The following is a 25,176-nucleotide window of genomic DNA, read 5'->3' as shown; positions in this document are numbered from 1 at the left end:
TACTTATTTTAATAGCTATTATAAATGCGTAGTGATTTATGATGGTTTACAGCGGTATTTTGTATAACTTTAAAGGCTCTTTTTAAACAAGAGCCTTTGCGGCTGGATTTAAAATTTCATCACAGCTCGCAGTGGCAACTGCATGAAATTTTATTTCACTTTATTTACAGGCTTTACTTTTATCCTTAGCACAACGTAAGAGCTATCAGTTGCGATATTAAGCCCCATTACAGGGCTTTTAGCATTAGTTTTGTTATTTTTTTGCTTAATTCTGATGGGTTTTTAATACTAATTCCCTCATTTAGCTTGGCTAGGTCTAGTAGCACCTCCGCCACATCATAAATCGCAGCCTCATTTGATTCTAGCTTTATGAGTAGTTCGTGTTGCGGATTTACCTCTAATATAGGCTTTATTGGTGGCAAATCGCCCTGCCCCATCTGCTTTAGCATCTGCTGCATAGCGTAGTCTGGGTCGTTTTTGTCATAGACTATGCACGCAGCCGAGTCGCTTAGTCTGCCAGTGGCTCTTACATCTTTTACTTCATCTTTTAATATTTCTTTAAGTTTTATTATGGTTTTTGTTATTTTACTATCGTCTGCACTCTCCTCTTTTACTCCTATTTCCTCATCTATATCAGCACTGCTTACCGATTTTATCGGTGTTTTATCATACTCATTTACCATTGGCATTACGATAGTGTCTATCTCTTCGTCCATTATTAACACTTCTATGCCATCTTTTTTAAAGCTCTCTAAAAGTGGTGAGCTTTTTAGCATTTTTTCATTATTTCCGCTTATGTAATAAATGCTCTTTTGCCCCTCTTTCATCGCATCCTTGTACTCTTTTAGGCTGATTAGTCCGTCTCTAGTTGTTGATTTAAACATCACTAGATCAAGCAGGCTCTCTTTCTCGCCTCCCCAGCCATAAAGCCCCTCTTTTAGCACCTTGCCAAAGAGTTTATAAAACTCAAGATACTTATCCTTGTCGCTTTGTTTTAGCTTGCCTAGCTCTGAGAGTATCTTTTTTACGCTCGCTTCTTTTACGCTTTTCATTATTGCATTTTCTTGCAAGATTTCGCGGCTTACGTTTAGCGGCAGGTCTTCCACGTCTATCACGCCTTTAATAAACCTTAAATAGCTCGGTAAAAGCTCCTTTGCGTCATCAGTTATAAACACTCGCTTTACGTAAAGTTTCACGCCGCTTTGATAATCCACACGGAAAAGATCAAACGGCTCAGTGCTAGGTACGTAAAATAGCGTGTTATACTCTATTTTGCCTTCTGCTTTGGTGTGAATGTATAGCAGTGGGTCGTGGCTGTCGTGGCTGATTTGCTTGTAAAACTCATTATAATCCTCCGCCTTTAGCTGACTTTTTGCCACTCTCCAGATTGCGTTTGCTTTGTTGATTTGGATGTTTTTGCTTTCGTAGCTGCCCTCTTTTTCGCCATCTTTTGGCGGCACATACTCGGTTTTATCCATGAAGATAGGATATGGTATGTGGTTTGAGTATTTTTTGATTATGCTCTCCACTCTCCACTCATCGGCAAATTCATCATCTTTTAAGTGCAGGATTATCGTCGTGCCGTGGTCTTGGCGAGTGGCTGGGGCTATCTCGTAGCTTTTAGCATCTGACGTCCATTTGTAGGCGTCTTTTTCGAGCGCCTTGCGGCTTATGACTTCGATTTTATCAGCCACCATAAACGCCGAGTAAAAGCCCACGCCAAACTGCCCTATAAGCGAGCTGTCTTTTTTGGCGTCTCCGCTTAACTTTGAGATAAAGCCCTTTGTGCCGCTTCTTGCGATTGTGCCTAGGTTTTCGATTAATTCATCGTGGCTCATGCCTATGCCATTGTCGCTTATGCTTAGGGTTTTGGCGTCTTTGTCAATTGCTAAATCTATCCTAGGCACGTAGTTTAGGGCTTTGTAAGCTTCGTCTGTTAGGCTTAGGTAGTTTAGCTTATCTAGTGCGTCACTAGCGTTTGAGACTAGCTCACGTAAGAAAATTTCCTTATTTGAGTAAAGCGAATGTATCATTAAATTTAAAAGATCATTCACTTCGGTTTGAAATTCAAATTTTTCTGCCATTTTTTTATCCTTAAAAATTTATTTTGGCAGATTATATCATAGAGTGCTAGTAAAAGTCAATACCTTTATATTAGCATTATCAACTTATCTAAGTATAAATATTAAATTTAGCAGATTTAAAGCCTGCTAAATTTATTGCTATATAAAGCTTGGCGCATCGTTTGAAAATAACACTAAATCCCCAGCCATTGTATGCTCAGCTAGCATTTGAGTTAGGTTTGATTTATCTTTTACGATGATGATTTTTGGGCGTTTTAGCTCTTTTAAAAGCGTAGGTGCGTTAAGAGCGCCAGTTATCATAACCACGTCAAATACATCATTTGCCGCCTTTGCCAGAGTTTTATTATCCTCCTGCGCACCCTCTACTATGCCTGGAGTTATCAAGACTTTACGTCCAGGGTATGTAGCTGCTAGATTGTAGCTTGCAAGCATTCCATTGATGTTTCCATTAAAGCTATCATCTATTATGATTTTTCCGCCTGCTTCCATTTTAAAAAGGCGGTGTTCTGGGTTTTTGAGCGTGCTTAGTGCTTTTTTGATATTTGCTTTTTCTGCCCCTAAATATTTAGCGGCCTTTATTACAGCGGCTAGATTTTGTGTGTGAAACCCGCCAAGTAGCGGCGCACTAAAGCTTTCATTACCTATTTTAAACTCAATGCCGTCTAAATTTGCCCTCCCCAAACTCACATCACTATCGTATATGATGATATCATCATCTGCTTGCTTGAGTGTGCTTGAGTGCAAAAAGGCTTTTTTAAGATTTGTGCTTTTAAGGGCTTCTAGCTTTGTGTTTCTAGTTACGTCAATGCTCTTAAAATACTCAAGATGAGCTGAACCTATCTCGCCCACGATGACTATTTTTGGTGAGAGTAGGCGCGTTATGGCGTAGATGTCTCCCCTTTCTCTGGCTCCAGCCTCGGCTATGTATATTTGGCAATTTTGAGGGAGATTTTCATTTATATCTTTTATTATACCAGATTCTGTGTTAACGCTTCGTGGGGTTTTGTAGCAGATAAAATCGTCCTTAAGCAGCTCGTAAAGGAAGTTTTTCATACTGGTTTTGCCGTAGCTTGCCGTTATTAAAATCACTGTCAAATCGGGCATAGACTCTAGTTTTTTCTTTGCTTTTTGATAAAATTTAGCCATATTAAGGCGTTCATATAAATAGCTAGCACACATGGCAGCTATAATAGGCAGTATGCTGTCTGCTTTAAGGGTTAAATTTACGGCAAAATAAATCCCTGTATATGCTGCAAAAGCGATAAGTAAAAATACAAAAAATCGCTTTACTCGTGCGGTAAATACGAGTTTCTTATCAAGTCTTTTATGCCATACAATTATCGCAGGAATGTAGGCAAATATAAGATAAATTGCAAAATATTCGCCTGTCGTATAATAAAGCACTACGGGTATAATTGCAAAAAATAGATGCCAAAGTGGCTTTGTAAAATGAAATAAAACTCGTTTTAGCTTATAATTAAACCACTGAAAGCAACTTATCATGTAAAACGCAAGTGCTACTGTAAAAATCAGCGAGCTAGCCAGGTGTAAATATGGTAAAAACTGCTTCATTTAACCTCTCTTTTTAGGCAGTCATTGGCTATTTCTTTAGCATGATTTAAGAAAAAGAAATGATCTCCTGATAGAATTTTTAAGCTTGAGTTTGGTGTTATATTTTTTAATTCTTTTGCCGCTTTTGTGCTTACTGCACTATCGCTTTCACCCCAGAAAATAAGCACTTCGTCTAAATTTAAAGCCGCAAAATGCTCTCTAAAATCCTCATTTACGACGTTTTTAAAGGTCTCATACATAGTCTCACTCATAGACTTTGCGTCATCGCTGGCAAAATATCTGCGAAGCTTGCCAAAACCTAGCGCCTTGGCTAGCTTAAATATGGCAATTTTTAATCTTACACTTAGTCTTTTTGGCTCAGGTATACCAGCTGTACTTAGTAGGATTAGGCTTTGTGCGCTTATTTTTTGACATAAAAGCGCAGCTACTTTACCGCCGAAACTATGGGCTATTATCATGTTTGGCATTATGTCTAAATCTTTTAAAAAACAGCAAATCACGTCTACATAGTCTTTTGTATTCATGGGATTTTTTGGCTCTTTGCTAGCCCCAAAGCCTGGCATGTCTAGATAAATTTGTAAACACTTTTTAAAATAAGGGGCAAATGCGCCTTTCATCAGCTCTTTTTTAGCCCCCCAACCGTGTAAAAATAGCACTGTTTTTACTGGTTCTAATTTGGCTGAATATTCGCTATTTTTTTGGTTATCTGGGCGAATTATCTCATAGCTTATGGTAAAATTTTCACTATTTAATAAAACTTCCCTACTCGCCATTTTCGCCTCTTTTTGCCTTATAAATGGCTTCTAAAACAGATACTGCCTCGCTTAATCTTTCATACTCAGCCATGTTTAAAATAACCGCTTCAAAGCGATTATTTTTAACTATAACTGCTCTTTTAAGCTGTGATTTTGAAACCCTTGTAAGAATATTACTAAAGTTTCGCACAACCTCTGTGGCTGTAAATATCTCATCTTGGCTAAATGACGCCATGCTCTACCTTTACATAAAATTTTATGTAAAATCTATCATAAAATTTATTAAAAAGCGCTAAATTAGCTAAGTTTTGGGCTACCCTTAGCATGGGTTATGGTGTTTATAAATTTATAATCTATGTTTATATCCATCTCATTTGGTAGGCTATTTGCTACTCCATCAAGCAAGCCCAAAAAGTCCTTAAATAAGTAGTTTGCTAGGCTTCCTGGATTTGGGTTTATCTCATTTAAATAAACCTCATTTTCTACCAAGAAAAAATCACATCGTATAATGGCACCCTTAAATCCTGATTTATAAACTCTAGTAAAGGCGTCTTTAAATTTATTTACGATTTCATCACTAAGCTCAGCCTCTCGCACATTGCTTTCAGCTGAAAAGCTAATATATTTTTGCTCGTAGTCTAAAAACTCTTTCTTAGAAGGCTCTTCTATTATAGAGTAGACTATCTCATTATTTACCATAGCCCCAGCTAGATTGTACTCCTTAACTCCACTAATAAATGGCTCTACAAGCACCGCATCATCAAACTCAAACGCCACATCTAGCGCATACTCTAGCTCACTTTGCTCTTTTACCACACTAACACCTATTGAGCTTCCTAGATGAAGTGGCTTTAAAATGATAGGAAAGGACATAGTTGGCTTTTGTCCTTTATAAATCACCTCATATTCTAGGCTTTTTACCCCAACGCTAGAGGCTAGTAATTTTGTTAGGTATTTTGAGTAGCTTAGCACGCTTGCCTCAAGGCGAGGTCCTATAAATTTTATGCCAAAAAACTCAAGTAACCCCGCCATTTTACCGTCCTCGCCGTCTGCGCCATGGATTAAATTTATAAAAACATCAGCCTCTATTTTTTCTTTTCCGAGGAGTTTTTTTGCGTAAAATCCGCCGTTTTCTAGGCTAAGTTTTACGCATTTTTTATACTCCCATTTGGTGAAAAAATTTGCCCTTAATTTCTCATTTGGTATGAGGTAAAACTCCCTGTTTGCATCGCAAAATACAAAAACAGCACTAGGCAAAAGCCCTTTTAAAACCACAGCGCTTACTATGCTTATTTCATGTTCAAAGCTTTTTGCTCCAAAAATAACACCATATTTCACTTTTTTTCCTTAAATTTAAAATCAAGCCAGCTTTTTAAGAGCCTGCTTTACAAGCTCGCCAGTGTCAGTAGCCTCACACTCTGAGAGTGCTTTTAGCACTTTTTCTCGTTTAAAGCCAAGCGATTCAAGCGCCAAAAGAGCCTCTTGCTGGTAGCTTGGCGCACTATCTATGGCAAGTTTGGCGTCGCTTAGCTCGGCTATTATGCGTCTTGCTGTTTTTGGTCCTATGCCTGGGACGGTTTTTATAGCGGCGTCATCCGCGCTGATAATAGCACTCATAAAAGCCTGAGGGGTTAGTGAGCTACACACAGCCATAGCCGTTGAGGCTCCAACTCCGTTTAGCTTAATAAGCAGCTCAAAAATTCTCTGCTCCTCGGTATCTAAAAAGCCGTAAAGCAAGTTTGCATCCTCTCGGATTATTTGTGTTATAAAAAGCTCCAATAGCGCGCCGGTTTCTAGCTTCGCTGACGTAAAAAGCGAGATATGTACGCCGTATGTTAGCCCACTAGCGCATTTTATATATGCGTAGGTTGGCTCTTTTTTGATTAGCTTTCCTTCAATTGCCTTTATCATTCATTTTCCTTATTTAGCTCTGATATGTCGTTTGATTTTACCACTTCGTATTCATCGCCAGCTTCGGTGCTAATTCGTTTTAGCCGCATTATGCGTGCCATTTCATTTTGCTTTGTGATGTATTTTATGGTTTGAGGCGGATCAACTAGCACAAACCAGACTTCATTTAGCTCATTCCACCTACTGCGATTTACGATTTTAGCGGCAAAAATTCCATTTTGCATTACGTCTAGTTCGCTTTTTATACGCTCTATTTCGCCCTTTTTATACCGATAATCAGCCAGCATTTCGTTGTATTCATCAACGAGTGCTTGATACTCTTTTAGCTTTTTTAAAAACGTTACATGAGGAGCTATTTTTGCCTTTTTTAGCTCCTCAATTTTGGCTTTTATTTTATATATTGAGCCTCTGTTTTCCTCGATTACTATACGGCGTGCTTCTAGCTTTTTTGGAATTTTTACAATAGCTTCTTTTGCTAGTTCTAGCTTTTCTAAATGCCCCTGTATGTCGTCTCTTTGCTCTTTCATTTTTGAGCCATCGATGATAAATTTATTATTATTGCCCTTAAGTGTTTTTACGCCTATGTATGCGCTTGCGGTTAGCGTGCAGTTTGAACCCAGGGTGTTTATTTCGATGTGCTGTGCTGTTATGCTGCCACCGACTACCTGCCCTACTTTTACGCGGTTTGCCACTACAGTACCGTTTTCTAGTCGTTCTATCTCGACTTCGTCTGCGTCGACATAGCCTATATGTACGGCGATTTTGGCTTTTTGTGCGGTTATTTTTGCTTTGGCGTGAGTTTGTCCGCCTATGTGTACGATATTTGCGTTTATTACGGCATTTGCGCCCACGCTACCCCTTACGTCTACTTCGGCTGCTTCTACTATTACGCCAGTGCCTATGGCGTCTTTTATTACATCGTCCTCTTTGATGATTAGTGAGACATTTGCGTCAATGCTAGTTTCTACTGAGCCTGTAGATTTAAAATTTATCTCATCTATTTCAAGCTGGTCTTTTATATCAAAAAAGCCCTTTTCATCACTGACAAATCCAGGCTTTTTGGCGATAAATTTAACACCACGCTCACCCTCAATGCGCTCTATATTTTCCTCGTTAAAGCTTATCTCCCCAGTGCCGTCCTCATTTGCCACTGGTACGCTTATGTACTCACCTCTTACGTTTCGCCCTGCTCTGCCTGATTCGCTTTTGTGTTGTTCTATTATGACTTCATCTTTTACCACTCCTAGCAAAAAGCCCCTGCTAGCGTGATTTACCTTGCCTTCCTCGTTTTCTTTTTGTAGCTTTTCTTTATAGACATAAACAGTCGTCGCATCAACTGGCAGTCTGGCCTCTATTCCACGCGTTATTGTTAGCTTTATGTCTTTATCAAGCAGCTCTTTTATACGGATTATTGAGGCTATTTTTTTAAGTTCCTCTTTTAGTTCACCTATTCTTATACCGATTAAAATTTTAGCACGCAGAAGCTGCTTGCAGATATATTCATACAGTAGTTTTTCGTACTCTTTTTCGTATTTTACTTCGCTACTTTTAAATATCGTAGCAATTACCTTTGTAAGCCCTTTATTCACCCCTATTGCTATGCGTGGTAGGGCGTGAGCACTCTCGTCTCTTATGTCGTAAAACTCCACTCTATAGCTTTGCGTTATAGCTAGACTCTCATCTAGATAAAACGCCAAATCATCAAACACTCCAAGCTCATCCTCGCTTAGGCTTACTGGGTTTTCGTTTTGGCTATTTGTGTAGGTGGTAAAAATTTCAAGTATGTTAAAATCTATAAATTCTGCGCTTATGTTTGATTCTTTGCTTAGTCGTTTTAGCTCTTCATATGGGTTTGTCGTTATGACTTCAATGGCACTAAAGCGGCTTTGAGTACTCACAATCTTGCTCCAGAAATATTTTAAAAGCTAGATTATTGCTAAAAATTCATTAAAATTTGGTTATACTGCTTGTCTTTGAAATTCAAGGAAGTTTATTAATGGTAATAAAGGGCTTTTTTTCAAACTCAGCTGGTATTGTGGTATCACGTATTTTAGGGCTTTGTAGGGATTTGCTAAGTGCTAGTATACTAGGGGCTGGGGTATGGGCTGATATATTTTTTATAGCTTTTAAAGTGCCAAATTTATTTCGCAGGATTTTTGGCGAGGGGGCATTTTCTCAGGCGTTTTTGCCAGCATTTACAATTTCAAGGTTTAAAGGCGCTTTTGCTGCTTCTGTGTTTTTAAGGTTTGCGCTAGCTGCACTTTTTGCTTGTGCTTTGGTGACGGTTTTTAGTGTACCGTTTACAAGAGTTATAGCCACAGGATTAAGCGAGGATGAAATCATTAGCGCAGCTCCGCTTGTGGGGATAAATTTTTTCTATCTGTTTTTTATTTATTGCGTTACATTTTTGGGTGCGCTTTTGCAGTATGAGGGGCATTTTGCTACGACGGCTTTTTCGACTTCGCTTTTAAATTTATCAATGATTTGTGCGCTTATAATCGCTAGAGAATACGGTGCAAAAGAGGTCGCTTATGCGCTAAGTTACGGTGTTATTATAGGTGGGATTTTACAGGTACTTTTACATATTTTTGTAATTTCTAAAAAGCGCATGGGTCCAACGCTTTATCTAGCGTTTAAGGATAAAATTTTAAGCAAAAATAAAAAAAGGCAGGTAAGCCTAAGCGGCTTTTACTCGCAGTTTACGCATGCTTTGGTGGGTAGTTCTGCGCTTCAACTAAGCGCGTTTATAGACACGTGGCTGGCTAGCTTTTTGGCTTCTGGGGCGATTAGCTATCTTTTTTACGCAAACCGCATTTTTCAGCTTCCGCTTGCTGTTTTTGCCATAGCTTTGGCGCAGCCGCTTTTTGTCAGGATTAACCGCCTTTTAAAATCAAATGACGAAAGCACGGCCTTAAGCTTAATCTCAAAAAGCGGATATGTGCTTTTGTTTTTGCTTGCAAGTGCCGCGCTTTGGGGGATAGGGCTTAGCGAGTTTATAGTGTGGCTTTTGTTTGAGCGGGGGAATTTTAGCGCCGCAGATACTGTGGCTACAGCGGAGGTTTTAAGCGCATATTTGGTGGGGCTTGTGCCGTTTGGGCTAGCAAAGATTTTCTCGCTTTGGCTATACGCAAAAATGGCGCAAAAAACAGCGGCAAAAATCGCTATTTTATCTGTTGTTATAAATTTAATCTTGGCTGCTATTTTAATGCAGTATTTAGGAGCTGCTGGCATAGCGCTGGCTAGTTCGATAGGCGGATTTTTGCAGCTTGGGCTTTATTTATTTTATTTTGGCAGGAAAAACTTTTTTGCTATAATTAGCCTCAAAAAATCCCTAATTTTAATTTTAGCAATAGCTACGCAGGGCTTAATACTTGTGGGGGTGAAGGAATTTATTAATGTATATTTACGATAGCAAAACAAAGTCAAAAACAAAGCTAGAGCCTATAAATTCAGGCGAAGTCAGCATTTATCTGTGCGGACCAACCGTGTATGATGATGCGCATTTAGGACACGCTAGGTCTGCTGTGAGCTTTGATATTTTAAGGCGAGCTTTAATGGGGCTTGGATATGAGGTTAAATTTGCTAGAAACTACACCGATATAGACGATAAAATCATAAAAAAAATGCAAGAAAGCAAAGAGAGCCTAGAGCAGATAACAGCGCATTATATCGCTGGGTACGAAGCCGATATGGCAGCTCTTAATGTGCTAGAGCCTAGCTTTAAGCCTAGAGCGACTGAGTATATTGGCTCGATGATAAGCTTAATCGAAAGCTTGCTTAAAAATGGCGTAGCTTACAGGCTTGATGATGGGATTTATTTTAACACGCAAAAAGATAGCGCCTATCTAAGCCTAAGCGGTAGGACAGACATAGACGCGCAAGCTAGAGTGGAAAACAGCGTGGATAAGCTAAACCAAAAGGACTTTGCGCTTTGGAAATTTGATGATAGTTGGTACGATGCGCCATTTGGCAAAGGGCGTCCAGGTTGGCATACAGAGTGCGTTGCGATGATAGCCGATATATTTAAGCAAAATAGCCAAAAAAGTGCGCTTATTGATATTCATGCTGGTGGAGTTGATCTGCTTTTTCCTCATCATGAAAATGAAGCTGCGCAGTGCAGATGTGGTTACGCTGGAGCAAATCTGGCAAATTTATGGCTACATAATGGCTTTATAAATATAAACAATGAAAAGATGAGTAAAAGCCTAGGAAATAGCTTTTTCTTAAAAGATGCATTAGTGCTTTTTGCCGGTGAGGTGATTAGATTTTATCTGATGAGTGCGCATTATAGGGCGCATTTTAACTATACACTAGATGATTTAAGTGCGTCAAAAAAGCGTCTTGATAAGCTTTACCGTTTAAAAAAACGTATTTATGGAGTAAATGATAACGGCAAAAGCGATGAGGCTGAAAAATTTAAAGCAGAGCTTTTAGAAGCATTAAGTGATGATTTAAATACCTCAAAAGCACTTGCTATTTTAGACGAAAAGATAAAAAGCATAAATGAGGCTCTTGATACAAACCTAAAAGATAAAATTGCAAAGCAAAGTGCTATTTCGTGCATAAAAGTAGCGTCAGAACTGCTAGGAATTGGGCAAATGGACGCATTTGAATATTTTCAGCATGGAGTAAATGATGAGCAAAAAGAGCGCATTCAAAAGCTGATAAAAGCACGCGAGGCAGCAAAAGCTCAAAAAGACTATGTAAGCGCAGATAGTATTAGAAGTGAGCTTGAAAGCGAGGGTGTAGCTATTCAAGACACACCAAACGGTACTATGTGGGAGAAAATATGACTTTACTTGACGTTTTTAAGCGGTTTAAATCCTATTTTAAAGATTATATTCCGCAGTTTGCATTAGCTATTATAGGCATGCTGCTTGCTAGTGGGGGAAGTGCTGGAAGTGCGTATTTAGTTGAACCAGTTCTAAATAAAATATTTGTAGAAAAAAACGAACAGCTACTTTATCTATTACCATATGCAATTATTGCTATTTATCTGCTTAAAAACTTAGGCACTTTTATGCAGGCTTATTTTACTGCATATATTGGTCAAGATACCGTCAGAAGATTTCGTGCGAAAATGCTACGTAATCTCTTAGAGCTTGATATGAGCTTTTTTAACTCCATGCGTACAGGCGAGCTTATGAGCCGTACTACTGGAGATATCGGGCGTCTTAGTGCGGTGGTTTCTAGTATTATCCCTGAGATTGTTAGAGAGATAATTACCGCTATTTGTCTTTTGGGTGTTGTGATATATCAAAGTCCAACTCTAGCCTTTTTTGCGCTAATAGTCATGCCAGCAGCTATTTATCCAGTTTATCGCTTAGCTAAAAAGATGAAAAAAATTTCTCGTCAAAGCCAGGAAAAGGCCTCTGATATAAGCTCTGCTTTAAATGAAATTTATACAAATATAGAGATAGTAAAGGCTAGCAATGCTGAGGGTTATGAGTATGGGCGCTTTGTAAAGGAGAATGATAAAGCGTTTAAAATAGGCATGGGAAGCACTAGGGTGGGACAGCTTGTGTCCCCACTAATGGAGACAATAGGTAGCATAGGCGTGGCTGTGGTTATTATAATAGGTGGCCGCGACGTCATAGCAAATAATCTAAGCGTGGGTGCATTTTTTTCATTTTTGACTGCACTTTTTATGCTTTATACTCCGCTTAAGCGTATAGTTGGGCTTTATGGTAGAGTTCAAGATGCGGTGGTGGCTAGTGAGAGGACATTTTATCTGCTTGATTTAGAGCCTAGTATAGTTGGCGGCGAGCGGAATTTATCAGGCGATATTAGTGAGATTAAATTTAACAATGCAACCCTAAGCTACGGCAACAAATTAGCGCTTAAAGGTATAAATTTAACGGCATTAAAATCTCAAATGATAGCACTTGTTGGCGCAAGTGGTGGTGGCAAAAGCTCGCTTATGAGCCTTTTGATGAGATTTTATGACCCAAATAGCGGTAGTATTAGTGTTGACGGAATAAATTTAAAAGAATACAGTCTTAAAAGCCTGCGAGAAAATATAGGCTTTGTAAGCCAACGTGTCTATATTTTTAATGATACTGTAGCGCACAACGTCGCATATGGCAGAGAGTATGATGAGGAGGCAGTTATAAGGGCGCTTAAAATGGCAAACGCGTATGGCTTTATAAGCGAGTTAGACGGCGGTATAAAATGCATACTCAGCGAGGCTGGAGCAAATTTAAGCGGAGGACAAAGGCAGCGCATCGCAATAGCTAGGGCGCTTTATTCAAACCCTCAAATTTTAATATTTGACGAAGCCACGTCTGCGCTTGATAATGAAAGCGAAAGAGAGATTACTGCTGCTATAGAAAAGCTAAGACATCAAAAGATAATATTTGTCATCGCACATCGTCTAAGCACTGTCGAAAAAGCTGATAAAATCGCTGTTTTAAGCCATGGTAAGATAGTCGGCTTTGGAGATGATTTAAGCCTTAGCCAAAGTTGCGAGGATTATATAAAATTAAAGCACAAATCCTTAGTTTAAGCCATTTTTGGCTAAAATGCGCTAATTTTTGTAAGGAAAAATGATTTGTTTGATTATAAAAATATAAGGAATATCTTTTTTAAGCTAGATCCAGAGCAGGCTCACTGCATCGCAGAAATGGCTATGCGTACCTGCACAGCCTTGCCTGTAGTATCTAGCTTTATAGCACAAAAAGCGTGCATAAATGCTCCAGAGCTAATGCAAAGCCTACTTGGTGCAATGTATCCAAATCCTGTGATGATGGCTGGCGGATTTGATAAAAATGCGACTATGTTGCGCCCTTTAGCTGCACTTGGCTTTGGGGGACTTGAGTTTGGCACATTTACCAAAAAAGCACAAGATGGCAATCCAAAGCCTCGCCTTTTTCGCTTAATAAAAGAGGAGAGCATACAAAATTCAATGGGCTTTAACAATAAAGGCGCTAGTGAAATTTATAAAAATGTAAAGCCGCTGTACCCATTTGTCCTGCCTATTTGGGCAAATATCGGCAAAAATAAGCTCACGCCAAATGAAAATGCCATAGATGATTATCTGAGTTTGGTTAGTAAATTTAATCCTATCTGTGATGCTTTTGTTATAAATTTATCATCGCCAAATACGCCTAATCTTAGGGAGCTTTTAAGCTTTGATTTTATTAGCGAGCTATTTTCGCGATTAAATGGCTTAAGCACCCGTCCTGTATTTTTAAAAATATCTCCTGATATGTCTAATCAAAGTGCGGTAGAACTTTGTAAACATGCTGTTAATTTAGGTGCTGCTGGGGTGATAGTGGCAAATACTAGTACCGATTATTCGCTCTCAAGCTCACCAAATTTAAAAGACTTTGGCGGGCTTAGTGGAAAGGTTATAGCTGCTAGGGCAAAAGAACTTTTAAAAGATGTAGCAAGCGAGCTTTATAGTAAGTGTGTAATAGTAGCAAGTGGGGGCATAAGCTCAGCAGATGAGGCATATGAACGTATAAAGTTTGGGGCTAGTTTGGTGCAGGTTTTTAGCGCTTTTATCTATGAAGGTCCATTTTTAGCACGACGAATAAATGAGGGGCTTTGCGAGCTTTTAGCAAAAGATGGATACGCTCATATAAGCGAGGCTGTGGGCGCTCTTATAAGGAAAAATGATGCTTAAATTAAATAAAGCTAGATTAAAAAATGGTTTAGAAATTTATCACATACCGCTGAATAAAGGCTCAAAGGTGATAAGTGTTGATATTTTTTATAAAGTTGGTAGCCGAAACGAAACAATGGGAAAAAGCGGTATAGCTCATATGCTAGAGCATTTAAATTTTAAAAGCACAAAAAATTTAAAAGCCGGTGAATTTGATGAGATAGTGAAGGGTTTTGGCGGAGTAAATAACGCAAGCACTGGCTTTGATTATACCCACTATTTTATAAAATGCACAAACTCAAATTTAGACAAAGCGCTATGGCTTTATGCTGATTTAATGCAAAATTTAAAGCTAAAAAATAATGAATTTTTACCAGAACGAGATGTCGTAGCTGAAGAAAGGCGCTGGAGGACAGATAATAATCCGCTTGGATATTTGTATTTTCGCCTTTATAACCACGCCTTTTTATACCACCCATATCACTGGACGCCGATAGGTTTTACGAATGATATAGCTAACTGGAGTATAGATGATATTAGGGATTTTCACGAGCGATTTTACCAGCCAAATAATGCAATATTAATAGTAAGTGGAGATATAAGCAAAAAAGAGGTCTTTGAGCTAACTAAAAAGCACTTTAAAGACATACCAAATAAGCATAAGACTGTGGCAAAACCACACTGCATTGAGCCAGAGCAAGACGGCGCAAGAACAGCTGTGCTAAATAAAAAAAGTGAGGTGGATATGGTAGCACTTGCGTTTAAAACGCCTCCTTTTAATGACAAAGACCAGCCTGCCATAAACGCACTAAGCGAATATCTAAGCAATGGTAAAAGTTCGCTTTTATGGCAAGAGTTAGTGGAAAAAACTCAAATAGCAAATCAAGTTTATGCTTATAACATGGATAGTATTGATGAGAATTTATTCATATTTTTGATAGTTTGCAATCCTGGCGTAAAAGCAGAGGATGCAAGGGGTAGGCTTTTAAATATCATAGAAAAAGTAAAAACAGACAAAATAGACGAAGCTAGCCTAGAGCGGGTGAAAAATTTAATAAAATCTGACTTTATTTACTCATTTGACAGCGCTTCAAAGGTGGCAAATTTATATGGAAGCTACCTAGCCAGAGGCGATATTGCTCCGCTTTATTCTCTAAAAGAAAGCATAGATAAAATAGACGCAGAATTATTACAAAAGACAGCATCAAAATACTTTATAGATAAGCACTCAACTTGCATACTACTAAAAGGAGGATTAAATGGGGAATCAAAAGACGATTAATGGGGCAATGACTGCGCTTATAACGCCTTTTAAAGATGGCAAAATAGATGAGCAAACGTATGAAAAGCTCATAAAAAGACAGATTGCAAATGGCATAGATGCAGTCGTGCCAGTAGGCACAACTGGTGAGAGTGCGACACTTACGCATGATGAGCATAGAATCTGTATAGAAATAGCAGTTGCGGTTTGTAAAGGCACTAATGTAAAGGTGCTAGCTGGGGCTGGGAGTAATGCCACACACGAAGCTATTGGGCTTGCGGAGTTTGCTCAAGCGCACGGAGCTGATGGAATTTTAAGTGTATCGCCATATTACAATAAGCCTATGCAAAACGGACTTTATGAGCATTATAAGGCTATAGCAAATAGCGTTGAAATCCCTGTTTTACTCTATAATGTACCAGGTAGAACTGGGTGTGATATAGCACCTGAAACAGTCATTAGATTATTTCATGATTGTCCAAATATTTATGGTGTAAAAGAGGCGACAGGAAATATAGAACGTTGCGTGGATTTATTAGCACACGAGCCACGCCTAAGCGTACTAAGCGGAGATGACGCTATAAACTACCCTGTGCTTAGTAATGGCGGCAGCGGCGTGATTAGTGTTACTTCAAATTTATTGCCTGATAAAACGGTTGAGCTAACCCACATGGCGCTTAGCAAAAAATATGCCGAGGCAAAGGCGCTAAATGATAAGCTTTACAGTATCAATAAAGTGATGTTTTGTGAGTCAAACCCAATACCTATAAAAGCGGCCATGTATCTAGCTGGGCTTACTCCGACACTCGAGTACAGACTGCCTCTTACTAAGCCAAGTAGTGAGAATTTAAAAAAGATAGAAAACATTATGAAACAATATGATATTAAAGGATTTTAATGGTAGAAGCCAATGAATTTAAAGCAAAAACACTAGTTATTAGCGGTGGTACTAGGGGTATAGGACACGCCATAGTGCATGAGTTTGCTAAAATGGGGACAAATATAGCCTTTACATATAATTCAAACGAGGAACTAGCCAAAGAACAGGCCACAAAGCTTGAGCGTGAGTACGGTATAAAAGCTCGTGCGTATGCGCTAAATATCCTTGAGCCAGAGACTTATAAGGAGCTTTTTGCAAAGATAGATGAGGATTTTGACCGAGTTGATTTTTTTATCTCAAATGCTATTATCTCAGGACGCGCAGTCGCCGGAGGGTATACTAAATTTATGAAGCTAAAGCCACGTGGGATAAATAATATATTCACAGCCACGGTAAATGCTTTTGTAGTTGGCGCCCAAGAAGCAGCTAAACGAATGGAAAAAGTAGGTGGTGGCAGCATAATAAGCCTAAGTAGCACAGGAAATCTAGTCTACATCGAAAACTACGCAGGGCACGGCACGGCTAAAGCCGCAGTAGAGGCTATGGCACGCTATGCAGCCACCGAGCTAGGAGAGAAAAATATCAGGGTAAATGTCGTAAGTGGCGGACCAATTGAGACTGACGCTTTAAGGGCATTTACAAACTACGAGGAAGTTCGAGATACCACGGCACGTTTAAGTCCATTAGGACGCATGGGGCAGCCTACTGATTTAGCTGGGGCATGTCTATTTTTATGCTCATCAAAGGCTAGCTGGGTAACAGGACATAGCTTTATAATAGACGGAGGCACGACCTTTAAATGATAAATTTGCCAAACACCCTAGCTCTTATTCGCATAGCTTTGGCTCCTCTTATGTTTTATATCCTTATAGACGGCGCTAGCTGGCAAGGGGTGCATATAAGCTGGGTAAACTATTTTGCTGGGCTTTTATTTGTACTAGCTAGTGTGACTGATTTTTTTGATGGCTACATAGCCAGAGAGTGGGATCAAAAGACAAAGCTAGGTGCAGTGCTTGATCCGCTGGCTGATAAGATGCTGACCCTTGCTGCATTTTTGGGGCTTATGCTGCTTGGTAGGGCAAATGCGTGGGCTGTGTATCTTATACTTGTTAGAGAATTTTTTATTACTGGATTTAGGGTGGTCGTGGCTAGCGAGGGGCTAAGTGTCGCTGCAAATATGGCAGGCAAGGTAAAAACAGTCGTACAGATGATAGCTATAGGCTGGCTTATTATGCAGTGGCACTTTGCTAATGCGCTCTTGTGGTTAGCAGTGGCACTCACGCTTTATTCTGGGGCAGATTATGTGCTGTCTTATGCAAAAGCTAGCGCTAAATCGAGCTTAAAAAATACAAACTAGGAGAAAATTTGAAAAGCCTTTTATTTAGTCTAGGCTTATTAATAGCTGGGCTTTATGCTTATTCATGGCACTTTATCATTACTGTTTTGGCTATTAGTTTTTTGATATTTTTTCACGAATTGGGGCATTTTTTGGCGGCTAGACTTTTGGGCGTAGGGGTAAATGCTTTTAGCATAGGCTTTGGTGAGGCGCTTTATTCTTTTAAAAAGGGGCAAACTGAGTATAAAATAAGCGCCATACCGCTTGGTGGATACGTCCAGCTAAAGGGGCAGGATGACTCAGACCCAAGCATTAGCAGCAATGACCCTGATAGCTATAACACCCTAAGTCCATTTGGGAGAATTTTAATCTTAGTAGCTGGGCCTGCATTTAATTTTTTGCTAGCATTTTTTATATATATAGCTATTGGATTTTTGGGCGAACAAAGGCTTGGTACAGTGGTGGCTAACGTAGCTCCAGACTCAGCCGCTAGCATAGCTGGCATAAAATCAGGAGATAAAATTCTATCAATAAATGGCAAAATAGTATCGCAGTGGAGCGACATAAGCCCGCTTGTAAATACAGATAAAAGTGAGGTTAGGTTAAAAAGAGGCGACGAGGAGCTTACCTTAATCGCATATCCAAAAATGGGTGATGGGGTAAATTTATTTGGCGAAAAAATCAGTAAGCCACTGCTTGGCATAAGCCCATCAAATGAGACTGTAATAATATACCATCGCTCTGACGCCCTAAAATACGCCGCAGAGCAGACATGGCAGGCAAGCGGACTTATTTTTGCTGGCATAGGAAAGCTACTAAGCGGAGTGGTGCCAGTAAGCGAGGTTGGTGGCATAATGCAAATCACCGATGTAACCTCAAAAGCCGCAAAAACTAGCCTGCAAATGCTACTACTCATAGTTGCCCTAATATCGGTAAATTTAGGGGTTTTAAATTTATTACCTATACCAGCGCTTGACGGTGGGCATATACTTTTTAACCTTTATGAGCTAATAAGCAGGCGCGCTGTGCCAAAACGTGCCTTTGAGTACCTTACATATGCTGGCTGGGCTGTGCTTGGTACACTCATGATAGTGGCTACTTTTAACGATATTATGAGACTGGGGCAGTAATGATTTTAAAAGTGCTTGAGCGTGTGCGCAAGATAGGTGGTGATGGTGTGAGGGTCGTGGCTGTGAGCAAATATGTAGATGCGGCGGCTGTAGCGCAGCTAGCTCAAGAAGGGCAGCTTGAGTTTGGCGAAAATAAAGTGCAGGATTTAGTGGCAAAAAAGAACGAGCTTAAAAGCTTAAATCTATCTTGGCATTTTATAGGCAGGCTTCAAAGCAATAAGATAAATCAGCTATTAAGCGCAAATCCAACAATGTGGCAAAGCTGTGAAAGTGTACAAAAGGCGCTAGCTGTAGATGCTAGGCTTACTTGCGAGTTACCCACCCTACTTCAGATAAATAGCGCAGATGAGGATAGTAAACAGGGCTTTAGCCTGCATTCTGCATGCGATGCGTGGCATGAGATAGGCGAAAAATGCAAAAATATCAAACTCCTTGGCGTGATGAGTATTGGTGCGCACTCTGATGAAAAAAGCGCGGTAGTGGCTAGCTTTGAGGCGACTAGAAGGCTGTTTGATGATTTAAGTGGCGCTAAAATCTGCTCTATGGGAATGAGTGGGGATTTTGAAATAGCTTTAAAATGCGGCTCAAATATGCTAAGACTTGGCTCTATTTTATTTAAATAATTTTAAATTTTATACTTTTCTGTTTATAGTTTATGTTTTTAATCTTATAATCCTTAATGAACTTAAACTTTTTTGAATTCTAAAAAACTTGGATTTTGGCAAATGCGTGTATTTATCGCTTTGTTTGATTATTAAAGTTTAGCGCTATGATTTTGCTCTGCTAGTGCCCTATTGCATAAATTTAACTTAAAATTTGTTTTTTGCGCACTTAGCTAGGTAAGTCGTAGTGAAAGTTATGCAAACAAGCACTTATATTTATAAAAACCGCTTGTTTGCAGTATGATTACTTGCACCAAATTTGAAATACCCTGTCTATACTAAGTTACAAAGTATTGTGAGAAGTTTTTGCTTAGCAGGCAATTGCTGCATATATCATTTTGCGGGCTTTTAAATAAAAAACTAAAACTTTAAAACAGTACTTTTTTGTAATAGCACCAAATAAAAGCCAAAATAAAGCCTTATGATTTTTAAATTTAAACGCCAGCATTCTATGGAGCCTGTATAAACTAGTATTTACAACCTATCTCAAGCACAGTATCATCTAGTTCTATCTTGCCATTTTTTTACCGAGCTTGTGATGGTTTTTTAAAAGTTCTCATTCTAGTCTTTTTGTCGCATAAATTTAAATGCTCCTTGCTAACCTTGCCTAGCTTAGCCGTTTGAAATCCATACAGATTAAGGTGTAGACATTGTATAATTAGCCACATCTGCAATCGCGCCAAACCACTCATTGCCGATATTTTGCACCTGCTCTATGCTGTGGCATATAAAAACAAACACCTTTTTAAAGCTTCGAGATTTTATTAGATCTAGATTTGGCTTGATATACTTAAAGTGAAAAAATGTCGCTTCCAGTCTAGGTGCACTTTAGGCTAGTTTGGTGGTTATTTCTACGTCGTATTTAGTAGATTGGCTACCAAATACGGCTCGCCTTAGCTTTGCCTTTGTAAAATATCTTAAAAATATTGCGCCCATATCCTATCCAAACTCGATTATGCAGTCATAATTTCCGCCACTTGCACCAAAGACATCGATTAAAAAATCCGCCCTATAGCTTGCGTGATTAGTGCGACTGCGTATTGCCACAGATGCCTGTAGCTTTATTATCGACACCCTAGCAAAGCTTAAAGAGTTGCCCTGCCCTATCTCAAACTCATGCCACTGTACTTTTATTTGGTTTTATTTACGCTTAGATAGTGGCGCTGCTTTATTTTAAAAACTCAATCCTAAAACTCCACGCATTTTCATAAAATTCCTGCCATTGCTTTTTATAAAATTCCGCAATAAGCCTCTTTTCCTAAGAATGATAAAAGTATAACATTATTTTACTTAGTTAATATTTTTTTAACAAAAAATTTGCGATAATACTCAACTTTCCATAGGAGGAGATCATGAAAAAAAGTTCACTATTACTAGCAACTGCGTTATTTGCTTCAAGTCTTGGGGCGAAAGAATTTGTAAACATAGGTACTGGAAGCATGACGGGCACATACTATCCAGTAGGTGGCGCAATATGTCGTATGGCAAATAAAAATCCAAACATAAAATGCTCCGTACAATCAACTGGCGGCTCTGTTTATAATGTAAATAACGTGCTAAAAGGCGAGCTAAGCTTTGGCTTTGTGCAAAGCGACGTCGTCTATGATAAATACAACGGCACTGGCAAATTTGAAGGTAAGCCAGATAAAAAGCTACGAGCAGTGATGTCGGTGTATCCTGAGCTTTTAGCTATGGTTGTCTCAAAGGAGTCAGGAATAAAAAATATCGCCGAGCTAGCTGGCAAGAAATATAATGTAGGAAACCCAGGTAGCGGTAATGAATTTACTACTTTAAAAGTCTTTGAAGCAAAGGGCTTTGATACGGATAAGCTGGGGTATAGAGGGGTGCTTACAGTCTCTGAATGCCCACACGCACTAAAGGATAAAAAAATTGACGGATATAGCTTTGTTGCAGGGCATCCTACAGCAAATATCACAGATGCTTCAAATTCGTTGCCAATTGATATACTAAATGTTGATGGCGAGCAAATAGACGCCATGATAGCCAAATATCCGTACTTTGCAAAAGGCGTAATACCAAAGGGTACATATGAGGGCGTAGACTATGACGTAAATAGCATAGGTGTAAAAGCAGTGCTAGTGGCTGATGAGAGCGTGAGTGATGAAGCGGTCGAAGCCGTGGTAAAGGGCGTGCTTGATAACTTTGACGAGTATAAAAGCCTGCATACCGCTTTAAAATCAGTAACCAAAGAGAGCCTTATTGAGGGCGTGGTAGCTCCGCTTCACAAAGCGGCCTTAAAGGTATATCAAGAAGCCGGTATAGTAAAATAGGCTATTTTTTGGGGCGCTTGCCCCACCATTTTTTGCTTACTTAGGGCTAAATCTAAAACTGCAAATATCTTGATTTGCAGAGGAATTTAAGGCATTGTGTGTTGTTGCAAAATCTAAGTGTTTCGGTAGATAAAGTTTGAGGCTACTAGCATAATTCAAAGCAGGCTTTAAATTTAGAGCAGCAAACGTAAATTAAAACTTTTAAGACTACTTAACTCCGTGCTTTAGAAAATTATCTGTATCGAATTTTAACCAACATGTATTATAAAGTTTTGCTAGCAGAGCAATTGTAGTGTAAATTATTAACTCTAGTCTTGTGATAAGGTTTAAAATAATATTATATTCTTTAAAAGAGCATTAAAAATTATTGTTTTAATTTACATAAATGAGCAATTAAACTTGATAGGATAGCTCTAAGCTAGCTTGCTTTGATGCGTCTTACATGGAGCAATTCTTATTTTGATATTTTGCTTAAATATAGATCTAGCTATCAAAACTTTTTTGCAGTGTTAGCGAAAAATCCGCCTAGATTAAAGTTAAGCGGATTTTAAAATTTAAACCCATTAAATCAGTGATAAATTTAATCATACCTAATCTATGAAACGCTTTGTCAAATCTTTATAAAATTCAATTCTCCTATCACGTAAAAATGGCCACCATCGGCGCACTTGCTCGGTTCGTGCCATATCTATTTCTACGATATACGCCTCCTCGCTTGTCTCATCAGCCATAAAAAGCTCCTCGCCCTGCGCTCCGTAAACAAAGCTGCTGCCCCAAAAGCGTATCCCCTGCCCCACGCCGCTAGTATCAGGCTCAAAGCCCACGCGGTTAACCGCCATAACTGGCAGTGTATTTGCTACAGCATGCCCTCTTTGTACCGCTAGCCAAGCATCTTTTTGGCGGCGCTTCTCATCCTCTGTGTCCGCATCAAACCACCCTATCGCTGTAGGATAGATAAGCATTTGCGCCCCAGCCAGTGCCATTAGTCTGGCTGCTTCTGGATACCATTGATCCCAGCACACAAGCACTCCTAGCTTTCCTACGCTTGTATTTATCGGCTTAAAACCCAAATCGCCTGGGGTAAAATAGTACTTTTCGTAAAACTGCGGATCATCGGGTATATGCATCTTGCGGTATTTACCAGCCATGCTGCCGTCTTTTTCAAAGACCACTGCGGTGTTGTGATAAAGCCCCTCACTTCGCTTTTCAAACAAGCTTACTACAAGTACTACAGCATTTTGCCTAGCCACTTCGCCCCAGTATGCCACTTGAGCGTTAAAATCGCCAGCTATGTCAAAAAAATCCACATTTTCACTTTGACAAAAATAGGCGCTTTGATGAAGCTCTTGCAATACGACTAACTGAGCGCCTTTATTAGCTGCCTTTGTGATTAGCTCTACTGTTTTTTGATTTGTCGCTTCGGTGCTGCCGTGGTATTTTTGCTGGATTAACCCTACTTTCATTCTTGCTCCTTTATTATACATCTTAGCTCCTCTTTTATGTCCTCATCGCTATCATCTACTGGGTCAAACTCAGGAGTAATTATCCATTCGCTATCAGGAAAGCTCGCCTTTATTTGGGCTATTATTTGGTCTGAAATTTGATGCGCTTTGGCTAGAGCTATGCCCTCTTGAAAGACTAAATGATAGCTTAAAAATACGGTATTTGCGCTTTTTCTAGATTTAAAGTAGTGAAAGCTTAATACTTGCTTAAACGATAGTATAATCTGGACTATTTTTTGCTGTTCGCTCTCGCTTATTGCGGCATCTAGAAGTATGAAAATGCCCTCTTTTACGAGTTTTATCGCACTATAAATAATATAAGCACTTGCGGCTATGCCAAGGAGTGGGTCTATTAGCCAAAAGCCAGTAAATTTAATAATAATTAAAGCAATAACGATGGCGGCATTTGTGTAAAGGTCGCTTTTATAATGAAGTGCGTCTGTGCGTATGATAAGGTCGTTTGTAAGCTTTGCTACATGGCTTAAAAAGGCGATTAAAGCGCCTGTTATAAGCATTGAAGCAAGCATGATATATAGTCCTATATCCACACTCACAGCCTCTTTGCCATGCACAATTTTTAGCACGCTTTCATAAAATATAAAAATCCCCACACCTATGATAAAAGTACCCTCAAAAAGTGAGCTTAAAGCCTCGATTTTGCCAAAGCCGTAGTTAAATCTCGCATTTGGCGCATCACTGGATTTTTTAAGTGCGAAAAAATTTAATACCGAAATCAAGCAATCAAGCATTGAATCAATCGCAGAACTAAGCACCGAGATAGAGCCACTTGCAATCCCTGCGATAAATTTAATCACAGCCAAAAGCACACTTGTCGCACTAGCTGAGATTATGGCTAGCTTTTTTAGGCGAAAATGAGCCTGCTTTTTATCCGCACTCACGCTCACGATTTAGCCCTTTTAAAGCGGTTTTGGCTGGAGCAGTGAAGCGAGCCATTTTGCCTTACAAACACAAGCGAGTTAACGCCGATTATATCGTGATTTGGCAGAGCCTTACGTAGGCGAGATAGCACTACTTCATCCATCGCATCATCATATGTCGGCACTATTAGCGCACCATTTACAAAGATAAAATTTGTATACGTACAGCCTAACCTTTTATCTCCGTAATATTTTGCTGCTGGCAGAGGTAGCTCGATGCGCTTAAATCCAGCTGCCTCTATCTCGCTAGCCATAGCACGAAGCGGCGCAAAATGCTCGTCGCCGCTATCCTCGCATATGGCATGAGCGACGATATCTGGGGCTATGAAGCGTGCTAGAGTGTCTACGTGGCTATCTGTGTCATCGCCTCTTATAAAGCCATTTTCTAGCCACACCACCCGCTCTAGGCCAAAAAGCTCTTTAAGCTTTTCCTCAATCTGGGCTTTGTTTAGGCTTGAGTTTCTATTATCGTTTAGGAGGCACTCAGTCGTAGTTAGCAGTACTCCAGCGCCGTTAAATTCCACGCTTCCACCCTCAAGCACCATATCCACGCTCTTAACTGGAGTGCCAAAATGCTTTGCAAGATAGGCGTTTACGGCGTTGTCTTTAGAGCTTGAAAACTTCCCGCCCCAGGCATTAAATTTAAAATCATAGCTTAACACGCCGCCCTTTTCATTGTCGCTTGATACGTCAATTAGCCCATAGTCTCTAATCCACGTATCGTCCGTTGGCACGCAAAGCAGCTCACAGCCCTGTCCTATGTTTTTAAACCGCTCAAACTGGCGTAAAACTCCCTCATCCTCGCAAATAGCCACGCAGTGCTGATACGGTAAAACCGCGCTTAAAAGCTCCTCGTAGCTGGCTAAAATTTCATCTAAATACTCCGCCCAGTCGCTATTTTTATGAGGCAAGGATATAAGCAGCGCCTCCTGCTCCTCCCACTCTGCAAATGCCCTAATTTGCGCCATTTTTGCCCCTTTTTTTGTAAAGTTTATAAAATCCTATTAAGGTTATGATTATCCAAAAAACTTCGATTAAAAATGAGCCAAGGTTAAAGTGAACTAAAAGCGAGATTATAAGCAGCACTGCACCTATTAAATTTATGCTTAAAAACGCCACGCTATCGCTGCTTGCTTTGCCTATTTGAAGCAGAAAATACGCCCCCACAACGCAAACCATACCCAAAAATCCGATAAACTGATATATATCCACTTTTTGCGTCCTTAAATTTAACTCAAAGGGCTGATT

The 25,176-nt window shown here is 39.5% G+C and carries 22 protein-coding genes; 11 read left to right on the top strand and 11 right to left on the bottom strand.

Annotation, left to right across the window (positions count from 1 at the left end; genetic code table 11):
• Positions 1–227: 227 nt before the first annotated feature.
• From htpG to LBC_RS04760, 7 genes are all read right to left on the bottom strand, one after another.
• Positions 228–2,084 (bottom strand): molecular chaperone HtpG, encoded by a 1,857-nt coding sequence (gene htpG / locus LBC_RS04790; RefSeq protein WP_221253065.1) that lies wholly within the window; start codon positions 2,082–2,084, stop codon positions 228–230.
• A 138-nt stretch (positions 2,085–2,222) separates the two neighbouring features.
• The gene (locus LBC_RS04785; protein ID WP_221253063.1) at positions 2,223–3,656 is read right to left on the bottom strand and encodes a Mur ligase family protein; all 1,434 of its coding nucleotides are present in this window, start codon (positions 3,654–3,656) and stop codon (positions 2,223–2,225) included.
• Positions 3,653–4,429, bottom strand: coding sequence for an alpha/beta fold hydrolase (locus LBC_RS04780; protein WP_221253061.1), 777 nt, complete (start codon positions 4,427–4,429; stop codon positions 3,653–3,655). The genes LBC_RS04785 and LBC_RS04780 overlap by 4 nt, the downstream gene beginning before the upstream one ends.
• Complete coding sequence (locus LBC_RS04775) at positions 4,419–4,646, bottom strand: type II toxin-antitoxin system prevent-host-death family antitoxin (RefSeq protein ID WP_221253058.1); 228 nt, start codon at positions 4,644–4,646, stop codon at positions 4,419–4,421. The genes LBC_RS04780 and LBC_RS04775 overlap by 11 nt, the downstream gene beginning before the upstream one ends.
• Positions 4,647–4,708: 62 nt before the next feature.
• On the bottom strand, positions 4,709–5,749 hold the full coding sequence (locus LBC_RS04770; RefSeq protein ID WP_221253056.1) for a D-alanine--D-alanine ligase: 1,041 nt from the start codon (positions 5,747–5,749) through the stop codon (positions 4,709–4,711).
• Between the two features lie 21 nt (positions 5,750–5,770).
• Complete coding sequence (gene ruvA / locus LBC_RS04765; RefSeq protein WP_221253054.1) at positions 5,771–6,322, bottom strand: Holliday junction branch migration protein RuvA; 552 nt, start codon at positions 6,320–6,322, stop codon at positions 5,771–5,773.
• The gene (locus LBC_RS04760) at positions 6,319–8,220 is read right to left on the bottom strand and encodes a FapA family protein (protein WP_260173264.1); all 1,902 of its coding nucleotides are present in this window, start codon (positions 8,218–8,220) and stop codon (positions 6,319–6,321) included. The genes ruvA and LBC_RS04760 overlap by 4 nt, the downstream gene beginning before the upstream one ends.
• Positions 8,221–8,318: 98 nt before the next feature.
• Between LBC_RS04760 and murJ the strand changes: the two genes are divergently transcribed.
• The 11 genes from murJ (at position 8,319) to LBC_RS04705 (ending at position 21,488) form a co-directional block, all read left to right on the top strand.
• Positions 8,319–9,734 carry a murein biosynthesis integral membrane protein MurJ gene (gene murJ, locus LBC_RS04755; RefSeq protein WP_221253052.1) on the top strand — a complete coding sequence of 472 codons (1,416 nt, stop codon included), beginning with the start codon at positions 8,319–8,321 and terminating at the stop codon, positions 9,732–9,734.
• Entirely contained in the window at positions 9,718–11,115 is a 1,398-nt protein-coding gene (gene cysS, locus LBC_RS04750) for a cysteine--tRNA ligase (protein ID WP_221253050.1), read from the top strand. Before murJ ends, cysS begins: the two co-directional genes overlap by 17 nt.
• Positions 11,112–12,827: an ABC transporter ATP-binding protein gene (locus LBC_RS04745; protein ID WP_221253048.1), complete on the top strand. Its 1,716-nt coding sequence runs from the start codon at positions 11,112–11,114 to the stop codon at positions 12,825–12,827. The genes cysS and LBC_RS04745 overlap by 4 nt, the downstream gene beginning before the upstream one ends.
• A gap of 45 nt (positions 12,828–12,872) precedes the next feature.
• Entirely contained in the window at positions 12,873–13,949 is a 1,077-nt protein-coding gene (locus LBC_RS04740) for a quinone-dependent dihydroorotate dehydrogenase (protein WP_221253046.1), read from the top strand.
• Positions 13,942–15,210: a pitrilysin family protein gene (locus LBC_RS04735; RefSeq protein ID WP_221253044.1), complete on the top strand. Its 1,269-nt coding sequence runs from the start codon at positions 13,942–13,944 to the stop codon at positions 15,208–15,210. Before LBC_RS04740 ends, LBC_RS04735 begins: the two co-directional genes overlap by 8 nt.
• Positions 15,188–16,087 (top strand): 4-hydroxy-tetrahydrodipicolinate synthase, encoded by a 900-nt coding sequence (dapA, locus tag LBC_RS04730; protein WP_221253042.1) that lies wholly within the window; start codon positions 15,188–15,190, stop codon positions 16,085–16,087. The genes LBC_RS04735 and dapA overlap by 23 nt, the downstream gene beginning before the upstream one ends.
• Positions 16,087–16,872 carry an enoyl-ACP reductase gene (locus tag LBC_RS04725; protein ID WP_221253040.1) on the top strand — a complete coding sequence of 262 codons (786 nt, stop codon included), beginning with the start codon at positions 16,087–16,089 and terminating at the stop codon, positions 16,870–16,872. Before dapA ends, LBC_RS04725 begins: the two co-directional genes overlap by 1 nt.
• On the top strand, positions 16,869–17,426 hold the full coding sequence (pgsA, locus tag LBC_RS04720; RefSeq protein ID WP_221253038.1) for a CDP-diacylglycerol--glycerol-3-phosphate 3-phosphatidyltransferase: 558 nt from the start codon (positions 16,869–16,871) through the stop codon (positions 17,424–17,426). Before LBC_RS04725 ends, pgsA begins: the two co-directional genes overlap by 4 nt.
• Positions 17,427–17,434: 8 nt before the next feature.
• Positions 17,435–18,535, top strand: a complete 1,101-nt coding sequence (rseP, locus tag LBC_RS04715) for an RIP metalloprotease RseP (RefSeq protein WP_221253033.1) — start codon at positions 17,435–17,437, stop codon at positions 18,533–18,535.
• Entirely contained in the window at positions 18,535–19,158 is a 624-nt protein-coding gene (locus LBC_RS04710) for a YggS family pyridoxal phosphate-dependent enzyme (RefSeq protein ID WP_221253032.1), read from the top strand. Before rseP ends, LBC_RS04710 begins: the two co-directional genes overlap by 1 nt.
• A gap of 1,391 nt (positions 19,159–20,549) precedes the next feature.
• Positions 20,550–21,488, top strand: coding sequence for a TAXI family TRAP transporter solute-binding subunit (locus tag LBC_RS04705; RefSeq protein ID WP_221253030.1), 939 nt, complete (start codon positions 20,550–20,552; stop codon positions 21,486–21,488).
• 590 nt (positions 21,489–22,078) lie between these two features.
• Here the strand turns inward: LBC_RS04705 and LBC_RS04700 are convergent.
• From LBC_RS04700 to LBC_RS04685, 4 genes are read right to left on the bottom strand one after another with little or no spacing between them, the layout of a single operon-like run.
• Positions 22,079–22,951 (bottom strand): carbon-nitrogen hydrolase, encoded by an 873-nt coding sequence (locus LBC_RS04700; RefSeq protein WP_221253029.1) that lies wholly within the window; start codon positions 22,949–22,951, stop codon positions 22,079–22,081.
• A complete protein-coding gene (locus LBC_RS04695; RefSeq protein WP_260173262.1) occupies positions 22,948–23,895 on the bottom strand; it encodes a cation diffusion facilitator family transporter in 948 nt (315 codons plus the stop codon). Before LBC_RS04695 ends, LBC_RS04700 begins: the two co-directional genes overlap by 4 nt.
• Positions 23,892–24,887, bottom strand: a complete 996-nt coding sequence (locus LBC_RS04690) for an agmatine deiminase family protein (protein ID WP_221254961.1) — start codon at positions 24,885–24,887, stop codon at positions 23,892–23,894. Before LBC_RS04690 ends, LBC_RS04695 begins: the two co-directional genes overlap by 4 nt.
• A complete protein-coding gene (locus LBC_RS04685) occupies positions 24,883–25,140 on the bottom strand; it encodes a CBU_0592 family membrane protein (RefSeq protein ID WP_260173261.1) in 258 nt (85 codons plus the stop codon). The genes LBC_RS04690 and LBC_RS04685 overlap by 5 nt, the downstream gene beginning before the upstream one ends.
• Positions 25,141–25,176 lie beyond the last annotated feature (36 nt).

Source organism: Campylobacter sp. 19-13652, assembly GCF_019702925.1.
GTDB lineage: Bacteria > Campylobacterota > Campylobacteria > Campylobacterales > Campylobacteraceae > Campylobacter_A.
The sequence above is the reverse complement of the archived record's forward strand: the minus strand, read 5'-3'. Positions and strand labels throughout refer to the sequence as shown.